General features: G+C 65.0%; 13 protein-coding genes. 4 read left to right on the top strand and 9 right to left on the bottom strand.

Going from position 1 to position 18033, the window contains the following annotated elements:
• Positions 1-26: 26 nt before the first annotated feature.
• The 3 genes from J3E64_RS18945 to J3E64_RS18935 form a co-directional block, all read right to left on the bottom strand.
• Positions 27-1166, bottom strand: coding sequence for a PepSY domain-containing protein (locus J3E64_RS18945; RefSeq protein ID WP_253344675.1), 1140 nt, complete (start codon positions 1164-1166; stop codon positions 27-29).
• Positions 1167-1168: 2 nt separating this feature from the next.
• The gene (locus tag J3E64_RS18940) at positions 1169-3190 is read right to left on the bottom strand and encodes a TonB-dependent receptor (RefSeq protein ID WP_253344673.1); all 2022 of its coding nucleotides are present in this window, start codon (positions 3188-3190) and stop codon (positions 1169-1171) included.
• Between the two features lie 208 nt (positions 3191-3398).
• Entirely contained in the window at positions 3399-3791 is a 393-nt protein-coding gene (locus J3E64_RS18935) for a hypothetical protein (protein WP_253344671.1), read from the bottom strand.
• Between the two features lie 153 nt (positions 3792-3944).
• On the opposite strand from J3E64_RS18935, the gene J3E64_RS18930 reads away from it, so the two are divergent.
• From J3E64_RS18930 to J3E64_RS18915, 4 genes are all read left to right on the top strand, one after another.
• Positions 3945-5654: a thiamine pyrophosphate-dependent enzyme gene (locus J3E64_RS18930; RefSeq protein ID WP_253344670.1), complete on the top strand. Its 1710-nt coding sequence runs from the start codon at positions 3945-3947 to the stop codon at positions 5652-5654.
• On the top strand, positions 5651-7291 hold the full coding sequence (locus J3E64_RS18925; RefSeq protein ID WP_253344669.1) for an FMN-binding glutamate synthase family protein: 1641 nt from the start codon (positions 5651-5653) through the stop codon (positions 7289-7291). Before J3E64_RS18930 ends, J3E64_RS18925 begins: the two co-directional genes overlap by 4 nt.
• Before the next feature lie 341 nt (positions 7292-7632).
• A complete protein-coding gene (locus J3E64_RS18920) occupies positions 7633-10497 on the top strand; it encodes a glycosyl hydrolase (RefSeq protein WP_253344668.1) in 2865 nt (954 codons plus the stop codon).
• A gap of 237 nt (positions 10498-10734) precedes the next feature.
• The gene (locus J3E64_RS18915; RefSeq protein WP_253344667.1) at positions 10735-13044 is read left to right on the top strand and encodes an alpha-L-rhamnosidase C-terminal domain-containing protein; all 2310 of its coding nucleotides are present in this window, start codon (positions 10735-10737) and stop codon (positions 13042-13044) included.
• A gap of 24 nt (positions 13045-13068) precedes the next feature.
• On the opposite strand, the gene J3E64_RS18910 is transcribed toward J3E64_RS18915, so the two are convergent.
• The 6 genes from J3E64_RS18910 to J3E64_RS18885 all read right to left on the bottom strand — a co-directional run bounded on the left by J3E64_RS18910 (position 13069) and on the right by J3E64_RS18885 (position 18007).
• Complete coding sequence (locus J3E64_RS18910) at positions 13069-14253, bottom strand: molybdopterin molybdotransferase MoeA (RefSeq protein ID WP_253344666.1); 1185 nt, start codon at positions 14251-14253, stop codon at positions 13069-13071.
• Positions 14250-14720 carry a cyclic pyranopterin monophosphate synthase MoaC gene (moaC, locus tag J3E64_RS18905; RefSeq protein WP_253344664.1) on the bottom strand — a complete coding sequence of 157 codons (471 nt, stop codon included), beginning with the start codon at positions 14718-14720 and terminating at the stop codon, positions 14250-14252. The genes J3E64_RS18910 and moaC overlap by 4 nt, the downstream gene beginning before the upstream one ends.
• The gene (gene trpC, locus J3E64_RS18900; RefSeq protein ID WP_253344662.1) at positions 14717-15508 is read right to left on the bottom strand and encodes an indole-3-glycerol phosphate synthase TrpC; all 792 of its coding nucleotides are present in this window, start codon (positions 15506-15508) and stop codon (positions 14717-14719) included. The genes moaC and trpC overlap by 4 nt, the downstream gene beginning before the upstream one ends.
• Positions 15505-16497, bottom strand: coding sequence for an anthranilate phosphoribosyltransferase (gene trpD, locus J3E64_RS18895; RefSeq protein ID WP_253344660.1), 993 nt, complete (start codon positions 16495-16497; stop codon positions 15505-15507). Before trpD ends, trpC begins: the two co-directional genes overlap by 4 nt.
• A 103-nt stretch (positions 16498-16600) precedes the next feature.
• On the bottom strand, positions 16601-17191 hold the full coding sequence (locus J3E64_RS18890; RefSeq protein ID WP_253344658.1) for an aminodeoxychorismate/anthranilate synthase component II: 591 nt from the start codon (positions 17189-17191) through the stop codon (positions 16601-16603).
• A 72-nt stretch (positions 17192-17263) separates the two neighbouring features.
• Positions 17264-18007, bottom strand: coding sequence for a bifunctional 2-polyprenyl-6-hydroxyphenol methylase/3-demethylubiquinol 3-O-methyltransferase UbiG (locus J3E64_RS18885; protein WP_253344656.1), 744 nt, complete (start codon positions 18005-18007; stop codon positions 17264-17266).
• Positions 18008-18033 lie beyond the last annotated feature (26 nt).

The following is an 18033-nucleotide window of genomic DNA, read 5'->3' as shown; positions in this document are numbered from 1 at the left end:
CGGCCGTGTTCACGGTGCGGGGCGCATCAATCTGCTGTTGGACCGCGCCGCCGCGCTGCGATCCGCCGCCGCCAGCGCAACACGCCGCTCAGGAACAGGGCTGCGGGCGCCAGTCCTGCAAGGCATGCCAGGATACGCGTCGACAGGCCGCCTATGGATGCGTCGTGCAGCGGATGCAGCCAGTTGTTGATGGTCGTCGCCGCATTCCCCCTGCGTGCATCGAGCACGGCCAGGACCGCGCCCGAATAGGGATCGACATGAACATAGCTGTGCGGAAAGCGGCGGCTGGGATCGCCCGGCACCTGCACGCGAATGCGAAAGGCGCCGCCGGTCGGGCCGGGGGCTTCGATCCACGCGAGACGTGCCTGGGGCAGTGCATGGTGCGCGACCGCCAGCGCCTGACGAATGCTGATCGGTTGCCGGCCTTCGGATCGCACCTGCGGCATCGGGACATGGTCGACGGGCGCGATCATGCGGCCAAGCACCCAGTTGCTTTCCGAAGGCAGCGCCAGCATCACCCCGGTGAGCGTCAGGACGAGCAGCAGCGCACCGCTGCCCAGGCCCGTCAGCTTGTGCAGGTCGTGCAGCCGCCGGATCGGCACGGCGTGACGCTTGAACGCAATCGCCTTGCGCCAGCTACCGCGCGGCCACCATGCGGCCAGCCCGCTGGCCAGCAACATCAGCATGGCTATGCCGGACCAGCCGACGAACCTGCGCCCGGTCTCGCCCGTCAGCAACTCCATGTGCAGGTCGTAGAGCCAGGTCATGGCATAGGCGCCCCATCTATCCTGCCTCAGCACCCGCTCCCCGTCGGGCGACAGCCACAGCATGCGGACGGCGGCCATCGGGGTGCCGGCGCTTCGCCTCGGCGGATAGTAGCGCGCGTGGATCGCGCCCGGCTTGTCCGACGCCTCGAACCGCCATGCCCCCCGGTCCTGCGGCCATTGCGTTCGTACGGTGGCAAGCGCCCGGTCCCATGCCTGGGACGACCAGTCCGGTGCGGGCGCGCTGCTTTCCACCTGCGTGGCGGGGTGGAGCAGGGCGTCGATCTCCACATAGAAAACCAGCGCCGATCCGGTCAGGCCGAGCAGCACGAACAACAGCCCGACCGTCAGGCCAAGCCACAGATGGATCGACCGCCACAGGCGCCGGGCGTGCCCTGCCATGGTCAGAAGCGCAGGCGGATGGCGATGGTCATGTTCGCCCCGTCCGCCGGACTGTGCAGCGTCTGCGCCCCGTCCCACCACACATATTCATAATAGGTATCGGTGATGTTCCGTGCCGAAAGTGACAGTTCCGCCTGCGGCGTCGCTTGCCAGGCGGCTTCTGCATTGACCGTGGCATAGTCGCCCCAGCGTCCCTGCGCATTGGCACTGGTCAGCGCGTAGGCTGACTGGCCGCCTGCCCAGAGCGAAAGGCGCAGATTTTTGACTGGCGTGACATCGACGCCGCCCGAAAATATCCATTGCGGCACATGGTCGATGGCGTTGCCCCGATATTGCGGCGTAGCCGGATCGGGGGTGACTATCACCGCCCTCTGATGCGAAACCGCGCCCCAGAAGCTGAGGCCGGAAACAGGCTTCGCGCTCGCCTGCACGTCGATACCGCGCCGCCGCGTCGCACCCAGATTTTCGCTGTCGCCCAACGGATCGTTCAGTCGCCGCTTGATCTCGCCCGTGGCCTTTTGCTGCCATATCGCGACGCGCGCCTCGACCGTCCGGCCCAGCGCATATTTGACGCCGGCTTCCCACCCTTCGTTGATCGACGGGGCGAGGTCGACCTGACGCGGCGGGATGAGATAGGCACCCGACCCGACTCCGATCTGAAAGGTGCGCCCCCAGTTTCCGTAGAGCGTCCAGCTTTCGGCCGGCGTGACGGACAGGCTCATCTTGGGTTGCCTGATCGCGCCATAATCGTTGACCGGCGCATCCGTGCCGGCCAGCCGGTTGTGGAAACGGCCGCCGACCCAGTCGACCCGGTAGGCGGGCGTTATCGTCAGCCAGGACGCCGGCCTGATGATCGCCTGGGCGTAGATCCCGCCGGCGCGCAGGGTGAAAGCCTGATCGCGGGTCTGGCTGATGGATATGCGTGCCGAAGACAGGTAACGCAGTGACACATTGTCCTGATCCTGATAGTCGCCGCCCGCCTCCAGCATGACAGGCACGCCGCCAATGTCGGCGTGATAATGAAGCGCGGCCAGCGCGCCCCATTGATCTTCGTTCGTTACCCGGCGCTGTTGCGATGCCTGGGCGGAAAATTTGACGTATCGGTCGTCGCGCAGGCGGTTGACATAGGCCTTCGCCGACAGTGCCAGCCGGTCGCTCAGGTCCGCATCGAGATGCAGGCTATATTGCTGCGTTCGCCGTGCATCGCCATCGGTTGCGTTGTAGGCGTTCGTCATGGTCGGGTGCGCCCGCGAATCCTCCCGTGTCAGATAGCCCGGTTCCTGCGCTTGCCCGCGATAATAGCGGGCGATGGCGCCGATCCGCACATCGTCGGAAAGCTGGTAGAACCATTTGCCCGCCAGGCTCAGCCGGTTCAGATCGGCATGATCGCGATACGCGCCCGAACGGCGATAGGCGATCAGGTAATTCTGGCTCAGCCGGCCGCGCTCCAACCCTGCGGACAGCTGGCCTTCCCGCGTCGCATAGCTGCCCGCCGACGTCCTGACGTCCAGATATGTGCCGCCGATCCGGGTGACGATGTTTGCGTTGCCCGCGATATTGTGCAGCCCGTAACGCGGATCGGACGTGCCGCGCACGACATCCACTCCGGCAATGTCGAGTGGAAAGATGCTGTCGATGAAGGGCATGTTGCCGTCATTGCTGTTGGACGGAATGCCGTCGATCAGCAGCTTGACCGCATTGATCTCGCCCTCGCCATTGAACCCGCGGAATGAAAATTTGCCGCTGGTCGTCCCCTGGTTGAAATTGGTCAGCATGACGCCCGGCAGGCGTCCGATCAGTTCCCAGGCGTAATTGACGTTGGCATTCTGGGCGACATCGCCGCCCAGCCGGTCGATCGACGTGATGATGGCGGTAGCATCGCCAGCCATGCCGTGCGCGGTGACGATGATGGGATCACCCACCGAAAAGCTGGTGTCCTGTCCTTCGGAGAAAGCGGGAACTTGCGCCATGGCGGGTGAAGCCGCGCCAAGTGATACGGCGGCAAGCAGTGGAAAATGGTTCACGATCGGCCTCGATTGTCCTGAATGGATGCGGACCGGCATCCGCCTGTGCAGCCAGCGCGTGGCGGCACGGGCGGACGGCCGGGCTCGGAAGGGATCGGGTCGCGTGGGGGTCTGTCGGCACCGCCCGATTCAGGGCGGCGTATCAGGGCGCGATATTATGCGTCGTCGGTTTGTGGCCGGCATCTGCCGGTATCGCCGCGCGACCCGTTCAGGCGTCGGGTGGCGGCGCGTGGGAAGGGGGCGGGGGCGCCGCGAGCCGATGGACGGTCAGGTCCGCGATCGCACGGCTGAGCATGACGGGAAGTTCGAGAGCAACGCTCGCAGCCGGCGGCGCTGCCGTCGGGTGCATCAGCGGGCCACCGATCCCGGCGGCGAACGGGCAATCCTTGGTCTGGTCGGAATGATCCGGCTTGTCCTGCCCTTTGACCGGCAGGACCATCTGCACCGCGCCCTGCCCCGTACATAGCGATATGACGACACCGTGGATCGTCTGGGTGGGCATGAAGCCAGTCGGGACGGCGATCCGAACGGCGAGCACGCACAGCAAGGCAAGCGCGAATATGCGCCGTAACCCTCGCGACTGCCTGATCCCCCCGGTCATGGCGCGGACTTAGCATGCAGGATTTCGTTGTCCATGGGACAAACGGTCCCGGGCGCAATTTCGTTGTTGCCGCGCAATATTGTCCCGTTCCATCGGAACAGGAGGTGCGGCCCATGCTTTTACCAATGATATTTCATCACTGGGACATCAGACATGGCGAATGTGGCGCAGGTGATCATCGAAACCCTGCGGGATGCCGGTGCGCGCCGATGCTACGGGGTGCCGGGCGATACGCTCAATCATGTCACCGATGCGATCCGCGAAAGCGACATCAGATGGGTGCATGTCCGGCATGAGGAGGCGGGCGGCTTTGCCGCAGGTGCCGACGCGCTACTGACGGGCGATCTGGCCCTGTGCGCCGGGTCGTGCGGACCGGGAAGCCTGCATTTCATCAACGGGCTGTTCGAATCGCATCGCAACCGTGCCCCGGTCGTGCTGATCGCCAGTCAGATCGTCCGCGACGAACTGGGATTCGACTTTCCCCAGGAGGTCGATTTCCGCTCCATCTACCAGTCGTGTAGCGTGTTTTGCGAGGAAATCCGCACACCGGGCCAGGCACGGCGCAAGGCGGCGATGGCGGCGCAGGCCGCCCTCACGCGGCGCGGCGTCGCCGTGCTGATCGTGCCGGCCGACGTGTCCAGCGCAAAGGCACCTGACGAGCCGGCCTTCGCCGTTCATCCGGCCTGTCCGGTAGTCCGGCCTTCAACAGGCGAGATCGAGCGGGTCGCTGCCATCCTTAACGCGGGCCGCAAGGTGGCAGTCTATGGCGGATCGGGGTGCGAACAGGCGCATGATCAGGTGGTGGCACTGGCGCGCACCCTGCAGGCGCCGGTCGCCCATACCTCGCGCGCAAAGGACTATCTGGAACATGACAATCCCTTCAATGTCGGGATGACTGGCATTTTCGGCGGGGAGGCTGGCTACCATGCCCTGATGGAATGCGACACGCTGCTGCTGCTGGGATGCGACTTCGCCTGGCGACAATATTATCCGGAAAAGGCGACGATCGTTCAGGTTGATCTGGACGGCACGCATCTGGGCCGCCGCCATCCTGTCCATCTGGGCGTGGTGGGCGACATCGGGGCTATGCTCGATGCGCTCTTGCCGCATGTCGGCCCGCGCGACGACCGGGCGTTCCTCGACGAGTGCCTGGCGCATCGTGCCCGAACGCTCGAGGACCAGGGGAAGCACGCCCGGCTCGGCAAGGGCGGCGCGATCCATCCCCAATATCTGACCGAACTCATTTCGCGACTGGCGCCTGCCGATGCCGTCTATACGGCAGATGGCGGATCGCCGATGGTATGGTGCCTGCGGCATGTGGCGTCCACCGGGCGAAACCGCACCGTCATCAGCCTGAGCCACGGGACGATGGCCAACGCCATGCCGCAAGCGCTGGGTGCCAAGGCTGCCTATCCGGACCGCACCGTCATATCGCTTTCGGGCGATGGCGGACTGGCCATGTTGATGGGCGACCTGTTGACTGCGGTGCAGGAAAATCTCGCCATCAAGGTGGCGGTGTTCAATAATAGTGCGCTCGACTTCGTGGAGATCGAACAAAAGGTGGAAGGGCTGATCGACAGCTACACCAACCTTCTCAACCCGGATTTCGGGCGCGTGGCGGAGGCGATGGGGCTGTGGGGCCGCCGGGTGGAAAAGGCCGAAGAACTGGACCAGGCGGTGCGTGACTGGCTGTCCGTGCCCGGGCCCGCGCTGCTGGATGTCGTGACCGATCGCTTCGAACTGGTGATGCCGCCCAAGGTGCAGCCGGGGCAGGTGGCTGGCATGGCGCTATATTCCGCGAAGGCGGTCCTGGGTGGCCGTGGCCGCGACGTCGTCGGCGTTTTGCGCAACCTGCTGTCATGAGTGCGCGTCCCGGTCTCATCCTCGCGCTGACACGCGATCACGCCCTCTCGCGCAACATCATTCTCCTTATCGGGGCCGTCGGAACGATTGCCTGCCTGATCCTGGCACAGTGGCACGTCGGCGCACTCTGGGCGCTGCTGTTGTTCGCGCCGATACTGGTTCTTGCCCTTGTCGACCTTGTCCAGGTGCATCATTCGCTGCGCCGAAATTACCCGGCCTCGGCACGCTTCCGCTGGCTTTTCGAATGGCTGCGCCCGTTTCTGCGTGCCTATATCGTGGAAAGCGACCTGGACGGGCGCCCCTTCAGTCATGATGCGCGCGCGCTGGTCTATGCCCGGGCCAAGGGCGCTGTGGACGCGCATCCGTTCGGCACCGAACTGGACGTCTATTCCGATGAATATGAATGGCTGGCGCATTCCATCGCGCCGTCGCGCAATGCGCCGGGACAAACCCGCGTTTCCGTCGGCACCGACCAGTGCAGCCGACCCTATCGGGCCGCGCGACTGAACATATCGGCGATGAGCTTCGGTGCGCTGGGCGCGCACGCGATCGAGGCGCTGAACTTGGGCGCCAGACTGGGCAACTTCTACCATGATACGGGGGAGGGCGGCCTGTCGCCCTATCATCTCAAGCATGGCGGCGACGTCGTCTGGGAAGTCGGTTCGGGCTATTTCGGATGCCGCGACGCCCGCGGCCGGTTCGACCCCGGGCATTTTGCGGATCGCGCGGCGCACGATGCGGTGAAAATGACCGAGATCAAGCTCAGCCAGGGTGCCAAGCCGGGTCATGGCGGACTGCTGCCCGGTGCCAAGGTCACGGAGGAAATCGCCAGGACGCGCGACGTGGAAGCGGGACAGGATTGTCTTTCGCCTCCGGGACACAGCGCCTTTTCGACACCGATAGAATTGGTCGAATTCGCAGCCCGGATGCGCGACCTGTCGGGCGGCAAGCCGGTCGGTCTCAAATTATGTGTAGGCTATCCGCACGAACTGTTCGCCGTCGTCAAGGCCATGCTGGAAACGGGCATTCTGGTGGACTTCATCGTAATCGACGGCGCGGAAGGCGGCACCGGCGCGGCGCCGACCGAACTGTCGGACCGCATCGGCATGCCGTTGCGCGAAGGCCTCATCCTTGCCCGCAATGCGCTCGTCGGCAGCAACCTTAAAGACAGGATCCGGCTGGCCGCGTCGGGTAAGGTCAGTTCCGGCGCGGGCATCGCGATGAACGCTGCGTTGGGTGCGGACTGGTGCAACGCGGCGCGCGCCTTCATGTTCTCGCTGGGCTGCGTCCAGTCGATGCGGTGCCACACCGACACATGCCCGACCGGCGTCGCCACCCAGTCTCCCGCGCGCGAGCGCGCGCTGGTGGTTCCGGAAAAGGCTGAACGCGTGGCGCGCTTCCAGCGCGCGACGCTGGCGGCGTTGCACGACATCGTCGTCGCCTGCGGCATCGATTCGCCGGATGAATTCACGCCGGACGGCCTGCGACAGCGGATCAGCGCGGTCGAGATGCGATCCATCGACGAACTCTATCCCTTCGTCGAACCGGGCGAGTTGCTGGACGGCGCGCGTGACGAGCGGCTCGCCCGCTGGTGGGCACAGGCGGACGCCACCACCTTCAAACGCCAATCGGTCTGAAACGCCATGTATTCATGGCGAACAGCCGTCCCAAAGATCCGCTTCCCTGACAAGGCGCGCGTTGCTGCCATCAGTTAGGCGCTCTTCGGAAATTTGGCATAGACGCGCTCGGCGGCGCGGATGGACGGGCGACTCGTCGACGGCTGTTGACGTGCAGCATTCATGCGCATAACAAATACGAACGCTACCGTGCGTTTTCGTGCTTATGTCCCTCAGGTCCCCGGTCGGCTTCCGAAGCGCGACGACGGCGCTGGAAAGGACTAAGGGCCGCGGTTTGAATAATAGTGCGCACAGGGCTTCGTCATACCGAACCGGCGGAGCCAGCAGGAGAGGAAGTGAACATGGCGGTCAGGCGTAGGATACTGAACACCCTGCTGGGGGCGACGGCCCTTTTTGCGGCGGCGACCGGACATGTTTACGCCGACACGCTGGAAGAAGGTTTTTCTTCCCCGCCGATGGAAGTCCGTCCGCGGGTGCGGTGGTGGTGGCCGGGCGCCGATGTCACCGACGAGGAAGTGCGGCGCGAGCTGCACCTGCTCGCGGACAACGGGTTCGCGGGCGCCGAGGTACAGGCCATGACCCCCAATTTCGTCGCCCTGTCCCGCGCCGAACGCGATCGCGTCAACCAATATGCCGAACCGATGTTTTTCGATCGGCTCAAAGCGGCCGGGGAGGCGGCTAAGTCGCTCGGCATGAGCCTGGACTACACGCTTGGTTCCGCCTGGCCTCCAGGCGGGGGCTTCGCCATTACGCCCGAAAAGGCACTGAGCGAATTGTCCATGGCGGTCACCCAGGTCAAGGGCGGTGAGCAGGGGCCGATCAAGGTCACCATCCCCAAATGGACCCGGCGCCTGGGTGCGCTCAGCTTCTTCGATGAACGGACGAAGGACCCGAAGGTCGCGGACTGGGCCGCACGGCTCGACGCACGCGCCCGCATCGTGGCGGTCGTCGCCATGAAGGGCAGCGCGCCTGAAACGATAGCGGCGCAGTCATCGTCGGGCTTCAAACTTTCGCCCTGGTCGAATGTTCGCGTGCCGGGCGAACTCGACCCCGCCAGCGGTATTGTCCTGACGGACAAGATCGCTGCGGATGGCACATTGCAATGGTCGCCGCCGCCCGGCGATTGGCAGGTGTTCGTTTTCAAACAATATGCCGTCGACATGGGCGTGCTCGGCGCGGCGGGACAGGGACCGCAACTTGTGCTGGACCCGACCGATCCTGACGCGTTCCGGCGCCATGCCGCGCGGACGGGCGATCCCCTGGGCATCGATCCTGCGGGCATAAGGTCGACATTCATCGACAGTTTCGAACTGATGCAGGATATTCACTGGGGGCCTGAATTCCTGGATCAATTCAGGAAACGGCGTGGCTACGATTTGACGCCCTATCTGCCCTTCATCCTTCAGCCCGGCTGGATGCAGGCGTGGGATGAACGCTATTCCCCGCCCTATTTTAACGCGAAGAGCGGCGACCTGGCCGACAGGGTCCGTGCCGATTATCGCCGGACGCTGTCCGAAAGTCTCATGACGGGTTTCGTCAAACCCTTCGTCGACTGGAACCATAGCCACGGGATGCTGGCCAAGCTTCAGGCGCATGGCGGTCCGTTCGACATCATCCAGGCTTACGGATCGGCCGACATTCCCGAAACGGAAGACCTGGTGCATGGCGCCGACCCCCTTTTCATGCGGCTGGCGCGGTCGGCGGCGCATCTCTACGGACGCAAGCATGTGTCGGTGGAGGGGCTGGCTTGGGGCGGCCGGCCGTTCGATGTAACGCCCGACGATATGCGGCGGCGCGTTGATCTCATCATTGCGGGCGGTGTTACCGACATCATCATGCATGGCATGAATTATCGTTACAAGGCGGAGGACTGGCCCGGTTGGCACGCCTTTTCGCCCAACCCGTCCGGTCTGAGCTTCAGTTCGATGCTCAACGAAACCAACCCCATTTGGCCGGCGATGAAGCCGCTCGCACATTATGTGGCGCGGTTGCAATCGGTCATGCAGTCCGGGGACGCGATCGTGCCGGTCGCCTATTATTATGGTCGTTACGGCTATTATGTCGGCATAGAGGATGGCGGCGCTGGAAAGCAGGCCGCGGAAAAGACCTTCATTGCCGGTGGCTATGATTTCGATCGGATCAATCCGGATTCGATCGCTCGTGCACGGGTGGAGGATCGCCAGCTCGTCGCCGCGGGCGGTGCGCGCTATTCGGTTCTGGTCCTGCCGCCGATCAGCGCGATGCGCGCGGAAACCGCCGAAGCGATCGCCCGCTTCGCCAAGGCCGGCCTGCCGGTTTTCTTTACCGACCATATACCGGATCGGGACGAGGGCCTGGCGGATGCGGCGCGACGGGACAAGCGCGTGCGCCGCGCTATCGACATGGCCATGAAAGCCGGAGCGAAGATGGTGTCGGCCGACAACGTCGTGCCTTCGCTGCGGCAGGCGGGGGTCGCAGCGAACCTGACCTTCGGCGGCGATGCGAGCGATCTGGTCTTCGTTCAACGCAATGTCGGCGACCGCCTGGTCACATTTCTGGCAAATGTCGGCACGTCGGCCCGCGATGTGAACCTGACGCTGCCTCGGGTGGGGGGAGTCACGCGCTGGAACGCGATCGACGGAAGCATCGCCCCCTATTCGGCTTCCGCCAGCGGGAATGCGACGCAAGTGCCGCTGAACCTCCCGGCCGGCCAAAGCGCCCTGCTGGTGCTTGATAGCAGGGAAGCGCCTCATCGCGTCGACGATCCAGCGACGCAGGAAAGCATGACGCTGCCGGTCGACGGTTGGAACCTCAACGTGCAGGGGCATGCCATGCGCAAGCCCTATGCCCATGATCTGGGCACGATCGCTCTGGGCGATTGGCGCAATGTCCCGGAACTGGCGAATTTCGCGGGAGAGGGCACCTATCGCAGGACCGTGGCCATCGATGGGCAGCTTCTGGGCCGTGGCCGGAAGCTCTTTCTCGAACTCGGCGAGGTTCATGACATGGCGACCGTGACGCTGAACGGTCGCACGTTGCCGCCGGCGATCACGCGACCGTTTCGCATCGACATTACCGGCGTTGCCAAACCGGGGAATAATGACCTGATCGTAACGGTGGCCAACGTCCTGGAAAACGCGATGGTCGATCCCAAGTCGCCCAGCTACAAGTCGCTGCGGCCGGTACCGGCCGGGCTGGTAGGGCCCTTGCGGATCGTGGCTCAATAACGGTCGGACCGCCGTTGTGCCGCCACATCCTGCCGATCCTGACGCGCGTGCGGCGCGCATCGACGGAATGAACAGATGACTCCGAACGCTCTTCTATCAGCCGTCATTCTGGCGGTGACAGGCGCATCTTCCGTCGCGGCGGCCGATGCGCCGCCCGCACCTGCACCTGCACCTGCGCCTGCACCCGTCGAAACGGGGCATGCAAATGGCTGGATAAGCATTGCGGGCACGGATGGCATGAAAAAGCCGATCGTCCTGCATTTTCGCCGGGAGGTCGAACTCGACCGCAAGCCCCATCGATATGAAACCTGGGTTACCGCGGACAACCGGTTCATCCTGTTCGTAAACGGAACACGCGTGGCGTCCGGCCCATCCGCGACATCTCCCAGGAACTGGCGGCAGGAGAAAATCGATCTGGCTCCGTACCTGCGAAAGGGGCGCAACGTCGTGGCGGCGCTGGTCTGGGATAGTGCGGAACCCAATAAACTGCCGCCGGACGCAACCGAACAGCAACGCGATGTTGCCATCGGCCGCACGTCGATCACCAGCCTTGCCCCCGTATTTCAGATGACGGTTGCTACGGGCTTTCGTCTGGCCGGCGACGGCGATGCAGCAATGATTGCCACCGATAAACCCGGCTGGCGCGTGAAACGGGACATGGGCCGGAGTTTTCGCAACGGCTCCAGGGATTTTTTGAAATATTATTACTATGTTGGAAGCAATCCGGAAATAATAGATGCGGCGAAAGCCGATTTCGATGCGGAAGAGCCCTCCGAGGCCGGTGCGGGCTGGCAGGATGCCGTGCCCGCGCCGCAGGCGGCAGCGCGAACCTTGACCGCCGATTATCTTCCGCAACAGCTATATGCGGCAGCTTCGCCTGGAAAGATGGTGCGTTCAGACCTGGCGGGCGCCGCATCCTTTCCCGCCCGCTCCGTCGTCGTTCCGGCGCACAGCAAGGTAAGGCTGCTGTTCCAAAGGGACGCGATGATCGCTGCCTACCCGGAGTTGCAAACGTCCGGTGGCCTTGGGGCACGGCTTAAGTTGAGGTGGTCCGAAGCGCTCCACAACAAAGGCGGCGCCAAGGGCGATCGCGATCTCGTGGAAGATCGCAGCGTCTCCGGAATTTACGACACATTCATTGCCGATGGCAAGCGCCGGACTTTCGCGCCCCTGTGGTGGCGCGTCTGGCGCTATGCCGAACTGGAGGTCGAAACTGCCGACGACCCGTTGACGCTGGAATCCTTTCGCGCATTTGAAACGGGCTATCCCTTCGTGAAGGTGGGCCAGTTCGCAAGCGACGACCCGGATCTGAACCGCATCTTTGACATCGGCTGGCGCACGGCACGGATCGATGCGCATGAAACCTACATGGACACCGCCTATTGGGAACAGCACCAATATGCGGGTGATACGCGCATTCAGATGCTCATTTCCTATGCCATGTCGGAAGATCCCCGGCTCGCCCGACAGGCGATCGAGGCGTTTGGCGTCTCCGAAACAGCGCCCGGCGCGATCCGGGGCGCCTATCCGTCGCGCGACGACAGGATCATGCCGACCTTCGGCCTGCTCTGGATCGGCATGCTGGACGATTGGCGCCTGCATCAGCCCGACCCCGAACCGCTCGTTCGCAATATCCCCCTCATGCGAAGGGTGATCGCGTGGTGGAAGGATTATTACTCGCCGGGCGGACTGGTGCGCAAAAACCCATATTGGAATTTCATCGACTGGATTGGTCAGCCCGCGACCGACAGGACCGTTTTCCCATCCTATGACGATGCCGGCGAGAGCTGCCTTTTGTCGGTCTCCCTGGTGGGCGCGCTCGATCAGGCAGCCCGGCTTGAGCAGGCTTTTGGCGATGCAGCGCAAGAAGCCGGGAACAAGGCGTGGAGCGATGATCTCAAGCGTGCGATCCGCGACCGATGCTGGGATGCCGACAGGGGGCTATTCGCCGACAATCCGTCGCGCGATCGCTTCAGTCAGCATATGAACGCCCTGGCCATTCTGTACGATGTTGTAACCGGGGACGACGCGCGCACTCTGGCAGACAGGATTGTCCTGCCGGGCCAGGGCCTGACGGCGCCGGAAGATGTTGCGCAGGTCAGCTATTATTATGCCTGGTATCTTGCCGCTGCATTGCGCCATGCGGGCCTGGCGGATCGATATTTCGACCTGTTGCAACCCTGGCGGGACATGCTGGCGTTGAACCTCACGACCTGGCCCGAAGAACATGGCGAATTCAGCCGTTCGGACACTCATGCCTGGAGCGCCCATCCCACGGTCGACCTGCTGGACATCGTTGCCGGCATCACGCCGGCCGAGACAGGCTATCGGCGTGTGCGGATCGCTCCGACGCTGGGATCGCTCAAGTCGCTGGACGCGACGGCCGCAACGCCGCAGGGGCCGGTTTCGGTCCGCTATCGGGTCCGCAACGACAAGCTGGTCGCCGAGATCATCAAACCGAACTCGCTTCCGGGCGATTTCATCTGGAAGGGCCAGTCCCACCCGTTGAAGAATGGCACCAACCATTTCGTTCTGCCGGCGCAATAAGGGGCGGCGCCTTTCGCCCGGATCTCAAAGATCCAGCGGCAAGATCGTGACGCGGTCCCCCGGTGCTGCGGCAGGGGAGCCGCCCGCGCGCAGGATCAGGCAATCGGCGCTCGCCATGGCGGCGGTCGCCGCGCTGTCCTGCGATGTGACGGACACGACGCCTTCGTCGCCGCGCCAGGCCCGCAGATAGTCGTCTCGTTCGCCGGTCGCCGGAAGCCCCGTGGCCAGCACGGCCTGGTCGGTACGGGGCAGCGGGGCGCCGGCGCCCGCCATGTGGCGGACCAGCGGCAGCAGGAACAGGATCGCCGTGACGAAGGCCGACACGGGATTGCCCGGAAGCCCCAGGAATATGGCCTCACCAATTTGTCCGGCCATCAGCGGCTTGCCCGGCCGCATCCGGATCTTCCAGAAATCCAGCGTCCCGCCCGCCGCGGTGAAGGCGGGTCGGACCAGATCATGATCCCCGACGGAGGCGCCTCCCGTCGACACGATGATGTCCGCCTCGCGCGCGCGGACGAAAGCGGCATTCAGCGGTTCCATTGCGTCCGGGACAATCCCGATGTCGATGATCTCGCAGGGAAGGGAAGCAAGCAGGGCGGCCAGCATAGGCGCGTTGGAGGAGGGCAGGGCGCCGGGCGGCACCGGCGCGCCGGGCGGTACCAGTTCGTTGCCCGTCGACAGCAAAGCGACACGGGGACGGCGGCCGACCGGCAACGCACCATGGCCGCCCAGCACCGCCAGCGCGACCTGCGCGGCACCTAGCCGGCTTCCCGCCGTCAGTAGCGTCGCACCCCGGCTGAAGTCAGATGCGGCAGCGCGAACGTGACGGCCGGTCGGCAACGGGTCGGCACTGGCACGCAGTTGATTGCCTTCGCGCGCGGCATTTTCCTGGATCAGAATGGCGTCCGCACCGTGCGGCAGCGGCGCTCCGGTGAATATCCGGCAGGCTTCGCCCGGTGCAAGTGGCGGTGGCGCAATGTCGCCGGCGCTGCTTTCAGCCGTGACGCGCCAGGGGCCGGGCGCCTCCGCCGCGCGCACCGCATAGCCGTCCATGGCGGACAGGTCGGCCCAGGGCTGGTCGCGCAGGGCAGGAATGTCGCGCGCCAGCCAGCGCCCGGCGCAATCGGGCACGGCGACCATAGTCTCGCCCTTCGGCGCTGCGAGCGACAGCAACCGCCGCTGTGCCTCCGCAACCGGCAGCAGGCTCATGGCGCGCGCCAGTCGCCGGACTTGCCGCCGGACTTGGCGATCAGTCGCACCGCGCCGATGACCATCGCCTTGTCGATCGCCTTGGCCATGTCATAGACGGTCAGCAGCGCGACGGTCGCGGCGGTCAGCGCCTCCATCTCGACGCCGGTCTGCCCGGCGGTGCGGGCGGTCGCCTCCACCGTCACGCCGCTTTCGTCAGGGTGCAGGTCGACGGTGACGGCGCTCAGCGCGACGGGATGGCATAGCGGGATCAGGTCGGCGGTGCGCTTGGCCGCCATGATGCCGGCGATGCGCGCGACGGACAGGACGTCGCCCTTCTTCACCAGACCTTGCGCGATGGCGGCGGCGGCGGCCTCGCTCATGTCGATGCGGCCGCGTGCAATGGCTTCCCGCGCCGTCACCGCCTTGCCCGACACGTCGACCATGCGGGCTGCGCCTTCCTCGTCGAGATGGGTGAGGTTGCTCATGCGCCGGTCAGCAGCGTGCGCGTCGCCGCCTCGACATCGGCCTGGCGCATCAGCGTTTCTCCGACCAGGAAGCATCGCACGCCGTGATCGGCCATGGCCGTCAGGTCGGCATGGCCGGTTAGGCCGCTTTCGGCGACGAATGTGCACCCTTCGGGCGCCTTGCCCACCAGATCATATGTGCGTGCGAAATCGACGGAGAAATCCCGCAGGTCGCGATTGTTGACGCCGATCAGGCGCGATCGCAGCTTCAGCGCCCGCTCCAGCTCGTTTTCGTCATGAACCTCGATCAGCGCATCCATGCCAAGGCCGAGCGCCGCGTCCTCGATCTCCATCATCTGCCCGTCGTCCAGGGCGGCGACGATGATCAGGATCGCGTCGGCCCCCAGTGCCCGACTTTCCAGCACCTGCCATGGATCGACCAGGAAATCCTTGCGCAGAACCGGAAGGGAACAGGCCGCGCGCGCGGCTACCAGATAATCGTCATGGCCCTGAAAATAAGGTTCGTCGGTCAGCACCGACAGACAGGCCGCGCCGCCGGCGGCATAGGCGCGGGCGTGGGCAGGGGGATCGAAATCGGCGCGGATCAGCCCCTTGGACGGGCTGGCCTTCTTGACCTCCGCGATCAGGCCGAACTTCGTGGCTGCGGCGGCGTCCAACGCCTTGCGAAAGCCGCGCGGCGGGGTCTGTCCGGCCGCGCGCGACCGAAGCGTGGCGATATCGGTCGCGGCCTTGCGCCGGGCGACATCCTGCCTCTTATAGTCGCAAATCTCGATCAGTTTGTTGGTCATTTCCAGTTTATCCAGCAATTCAGCAACGCGTTGGCAAGGCCGCGATCGATGGTCTCGGCGGCTTCCTCCATCCCTTCGGGCATATCCTCGACCGCACCTGCCACGACCAGCGCGGCCGCGGCGTTGAACAGCACCGCGTCGCGATAGGCGCCTTCCTCTCCCTGCAACAGCGCGCGCAGGGCGGCGGCGTTGAAGGCGGCATCGCCGCCCCGGATGGCGTCGATCGGACGCACCGGCAGGCCCAGGTCGGCCGCGACGAGGCGGCGCATGGCGACGATGCCCTCGCGCGCCACCTCTGCGACGTCGTTGCCGCCCGCCAGGCTCAATTCGTCCAGCCCCTCGTCTCCCGACACGACCATCGCCCGGTCGACGTCCAGCTCCGCCAGCGCTTCTGCGTAGATGGGCACATAGGCCGGGCGCGCGATGCCGATCAGCTGGCGGCGCACCCCGGCCGGGTTTGCCAGCGGCCCCATCAGGTTGAAGATGGTCCGCTCGCCGATCGCCTTGCGGATGGGGGCGAGCCGCCGGAGGGCGGGATGATGTTTCTGCGCGAAAAGAAAGCAGATGCCCAGGTCCGCCAGCGTCGCTTCGGCGGTGTCGGCGACGCGGTCCAGGTCGAGACCCAGCGCCTCAAGCGTGTCTGCGGCGCCGGCCTTGGACGATGCGGCGCGATTGCCATGCTTGGCGACCGGCACGCCCGCCGCGGCCACGACCAGGCTGACCGCGGTGGACACGTTGAGTGTGTGATGCCCGTCGCCGCCCGTGCCGCACACGTCGATCGCGCCTTCAGGCGCCGTGACCGGGATCATTCGTGCGCGCATGGCGCGGGCGGCGGCGGCGATTTCTGTTGCCGTCTCGCCGCGCCGGGCCATGGTGACGAGGAAAGCTGCGATCTCCGCTTCCGGCAGGTCGGCGTCGAACAGCAGGTCGAACGCTTCGGTGGCTAGCGCCGGGGAAAGCGGTGCTGAAGGATCGGGCAGGCTGGTCATCGTGCCGCCTTAGTCGGCGGAAGGGGGCGGAGTCGAGTGGCCGATGTCACCTGACATTGCGGCGTTCCGACGCGACATATTTGCGACGGCGGGCGCTGCCCGCTCAGGCGACCTCGCGCTGGCGCACCGGCAAGCCCGCGATGCGCAGGAAATTGGCCAGCATCGCATGCCCATGCTCGGTCGCGATGCTTTCCGGGTGGAACTGCACGGAATGGATCGGCAGGCTCTCGTGCCGGAAGCCCATCACCGAACCGTCCTCGCTCGTTGCGTTGACGTGCAGGCAGGGCGGAATCTCCTCCACGATCAAAGAATGGTAGCGAGTCGCGGTGAAGGGGGAGGGGAGACCGGCGAACAGGCCGGTGCCGTCATGGGCCACGGGCGACGTCTTGCCGTGCATCAGGCCCCCGCGCACAACCTTGCCGCCAAAATGCTGGCCGATGGCCTGATGGCCCAGGCATACGCCCAGCAGGGGCGCGCCCGCGTCGGCGCAGGCGGCGACCAGGTCCAGGCTGATGCCGGCGTCGTCGGGCGTGCACGGACCGGGGGACAGCAGAAAGGCCTTTGCCCCCGACGACAGGGCTTGTCCTGCCGAAATGGCGTCGTTGCGTACCACTTCCACCTGCGCGCCCAACTCCATCAGATAATGGACGAGGTTCCAGGTAAAGCTGTCGTAATTGTCGATGACCAGGATCATGCGACTGTCCTTAGCGCGGGAATGATGCAGGGGGAAGCGGAGAGCCGCCGACAGGGCGGAAGCGTTGTCCCGTCATTTCGTCATTACCACGATCGCTTCCTGCTTGAGATCGGGCTTGAACAAGAGGTCGAGAACCCGGCGCGTCATGCGCCATCGGCGCTTGCTCAACCGGCGCTTGGGATAGGTATGGGGCTGGTAGAAGATATATTGGAGCATGTGCGGCATCGGCAGCACGTGGAAATCCGTGAAGCCCGCCTCTTGCCCGCGCGCCATGATCAGGTCCGGCGGCATGTCGCGTTCGGTCACGCCATATTTGGCCATGGCCTCGATGGAGCCGGGGGCTATGCTGTGCCCTTCGCCAGGCTCATGGGTGATGAGTATCCCGCCGGGCCGCAGCGCGCGATAGGCGGACCGGATTGCCAACGCCTCGTCCTCGGCATGATGCAGGGAATCAAAGAAGATCGCGGCATCGAACCGGCCGTCGAAATCCAGGTCCTCGAAATCGCTGCATATGAAGGTGGTTCGGTCGGTAACGCCGTTCAGCCGGGCATTGTCCTGGGCCAGGGCGATCATGTCCGGCGCGATGTCCTGCCCCGTCACCCGATATCCGGCACGGGCGAAGAACTGGCTGGTCCAGCCGCCCCCGCAGCCAAGATCGAGCAGGTTCGCAGGTGTCGGCGGCAACAGGCTCATGATGAAACCGATCGACGCCAGTTCCATGGCGCAATTCGGACCGGTGAACGGCTTTCCCAGCGAATGCTGCGCACCGTCTTCTCCCATATTGGAAAGATAGGCGCGTTCGGCGTCTTTGGACATAGGGCAAGGCTCCGGTCGGGTGATTC

The organism is Sphingobium sp. OAS761, assembly GCF_024168485.1.
In the GTDB taxonomy this organism is placed as follows: Bacteria; Pseudomonadota; Alphaproteobacteria; order Sphingomonadales; family Sphingomonadaceae; genus Sphingobium.
Note: the sequence above shows the minus strand (reverse complement) of the source record. Positions and strands in the feature narration are given on the sequence as shown.

Excerpts from the sequence above, each read along its gene's own strand:
- J3E64_RS18945 (WP_253344675.1), bottom strand. The coding sequence starts at position 1,166 with ATGGCAGGGCACGCCCGGCGCCTGTGGCGGTCGATCCATCTGTGGCTT.
- J3E64_RS18935 (WP_253344671.1), bottom strand. The coding sequence starts at position 3,791 with ATGACCGGGGGGATCAGGCAGTCGCGAGGGTTACGGCGCATATTCGCG.
- J3E64_RS18930 (WP_253344670.1), top strand. The coding sequence starts at position 3,945 with ATGGCGAATGTGGCGCAGGTGATCATCGAAACCCTGCGGGATGCCGGT.
- J3E64_RS18925 (WP_253344669.1), top strand. The coding sequence starts at position 5,651 with ATGAGTGCGCGTCCCGGTCTCATCCTCGCGCTGACACGCGATCACGCC.
- J3E64_RS18920 (WP_253344668.1), top strand. The coding sequence starts at position 7,633 with ATGGCGGTCAGGCGTAGGATACTGAACACCCTGCTGGGGGCGACGGCC.
- J3E64_RS18915 (WP_253344667.1), top strand. The coding sequence starts at position 10,735 with ATGAAAAAGCCGATCGTCCTGCATTTTCGCCGGGAGGTCGAACTCGAC.
- J3E64_RS18910 (WP_253344666.1), bottom strand. The coding sequence starts at position 14,253 with ATGAGCCTGCTGCCGGTTGCGGAGGCACAGCGGCGGTTGCTGTCGCTC.
- moaC (WP_253344664.1), bottom strand. The coding sequence starts at position 14,720 with ATGAGCAACCTCACCCATCTCGACGAGGAAGGCGCAGCCCGCATGGTC.
- trpC (WP_253344662.1), bottom strand. The coding sequence starts at position 15,508 with ATGACCAACAAACTGATCGAGATTTGCGACTATAAGAGGCAGGATGTC.
- trpD (WP_253344660.1), bottom strand. The coding sequence starts at position 16,497 with ATGACCAGCCTGCCCGATCCTTCAGCACCGCTTTCCCCGGCGCTAGCC.
- J3E64_RS18890 (WP_253344658.1), bottom strand. The coding sequence starts at position 17,191 with ATGATCCTGGTCATCGACAATTACGACAGCTTTACCTGGAACCTCGTC.
- J3E64_RS18885 (WP_253344656.1), bottom strand. The coding sequence starts at position 18,007 with ATGTCCAAAGACGCCGAACGCGCCTATCTTTCCAATATGGGAGAAGAC.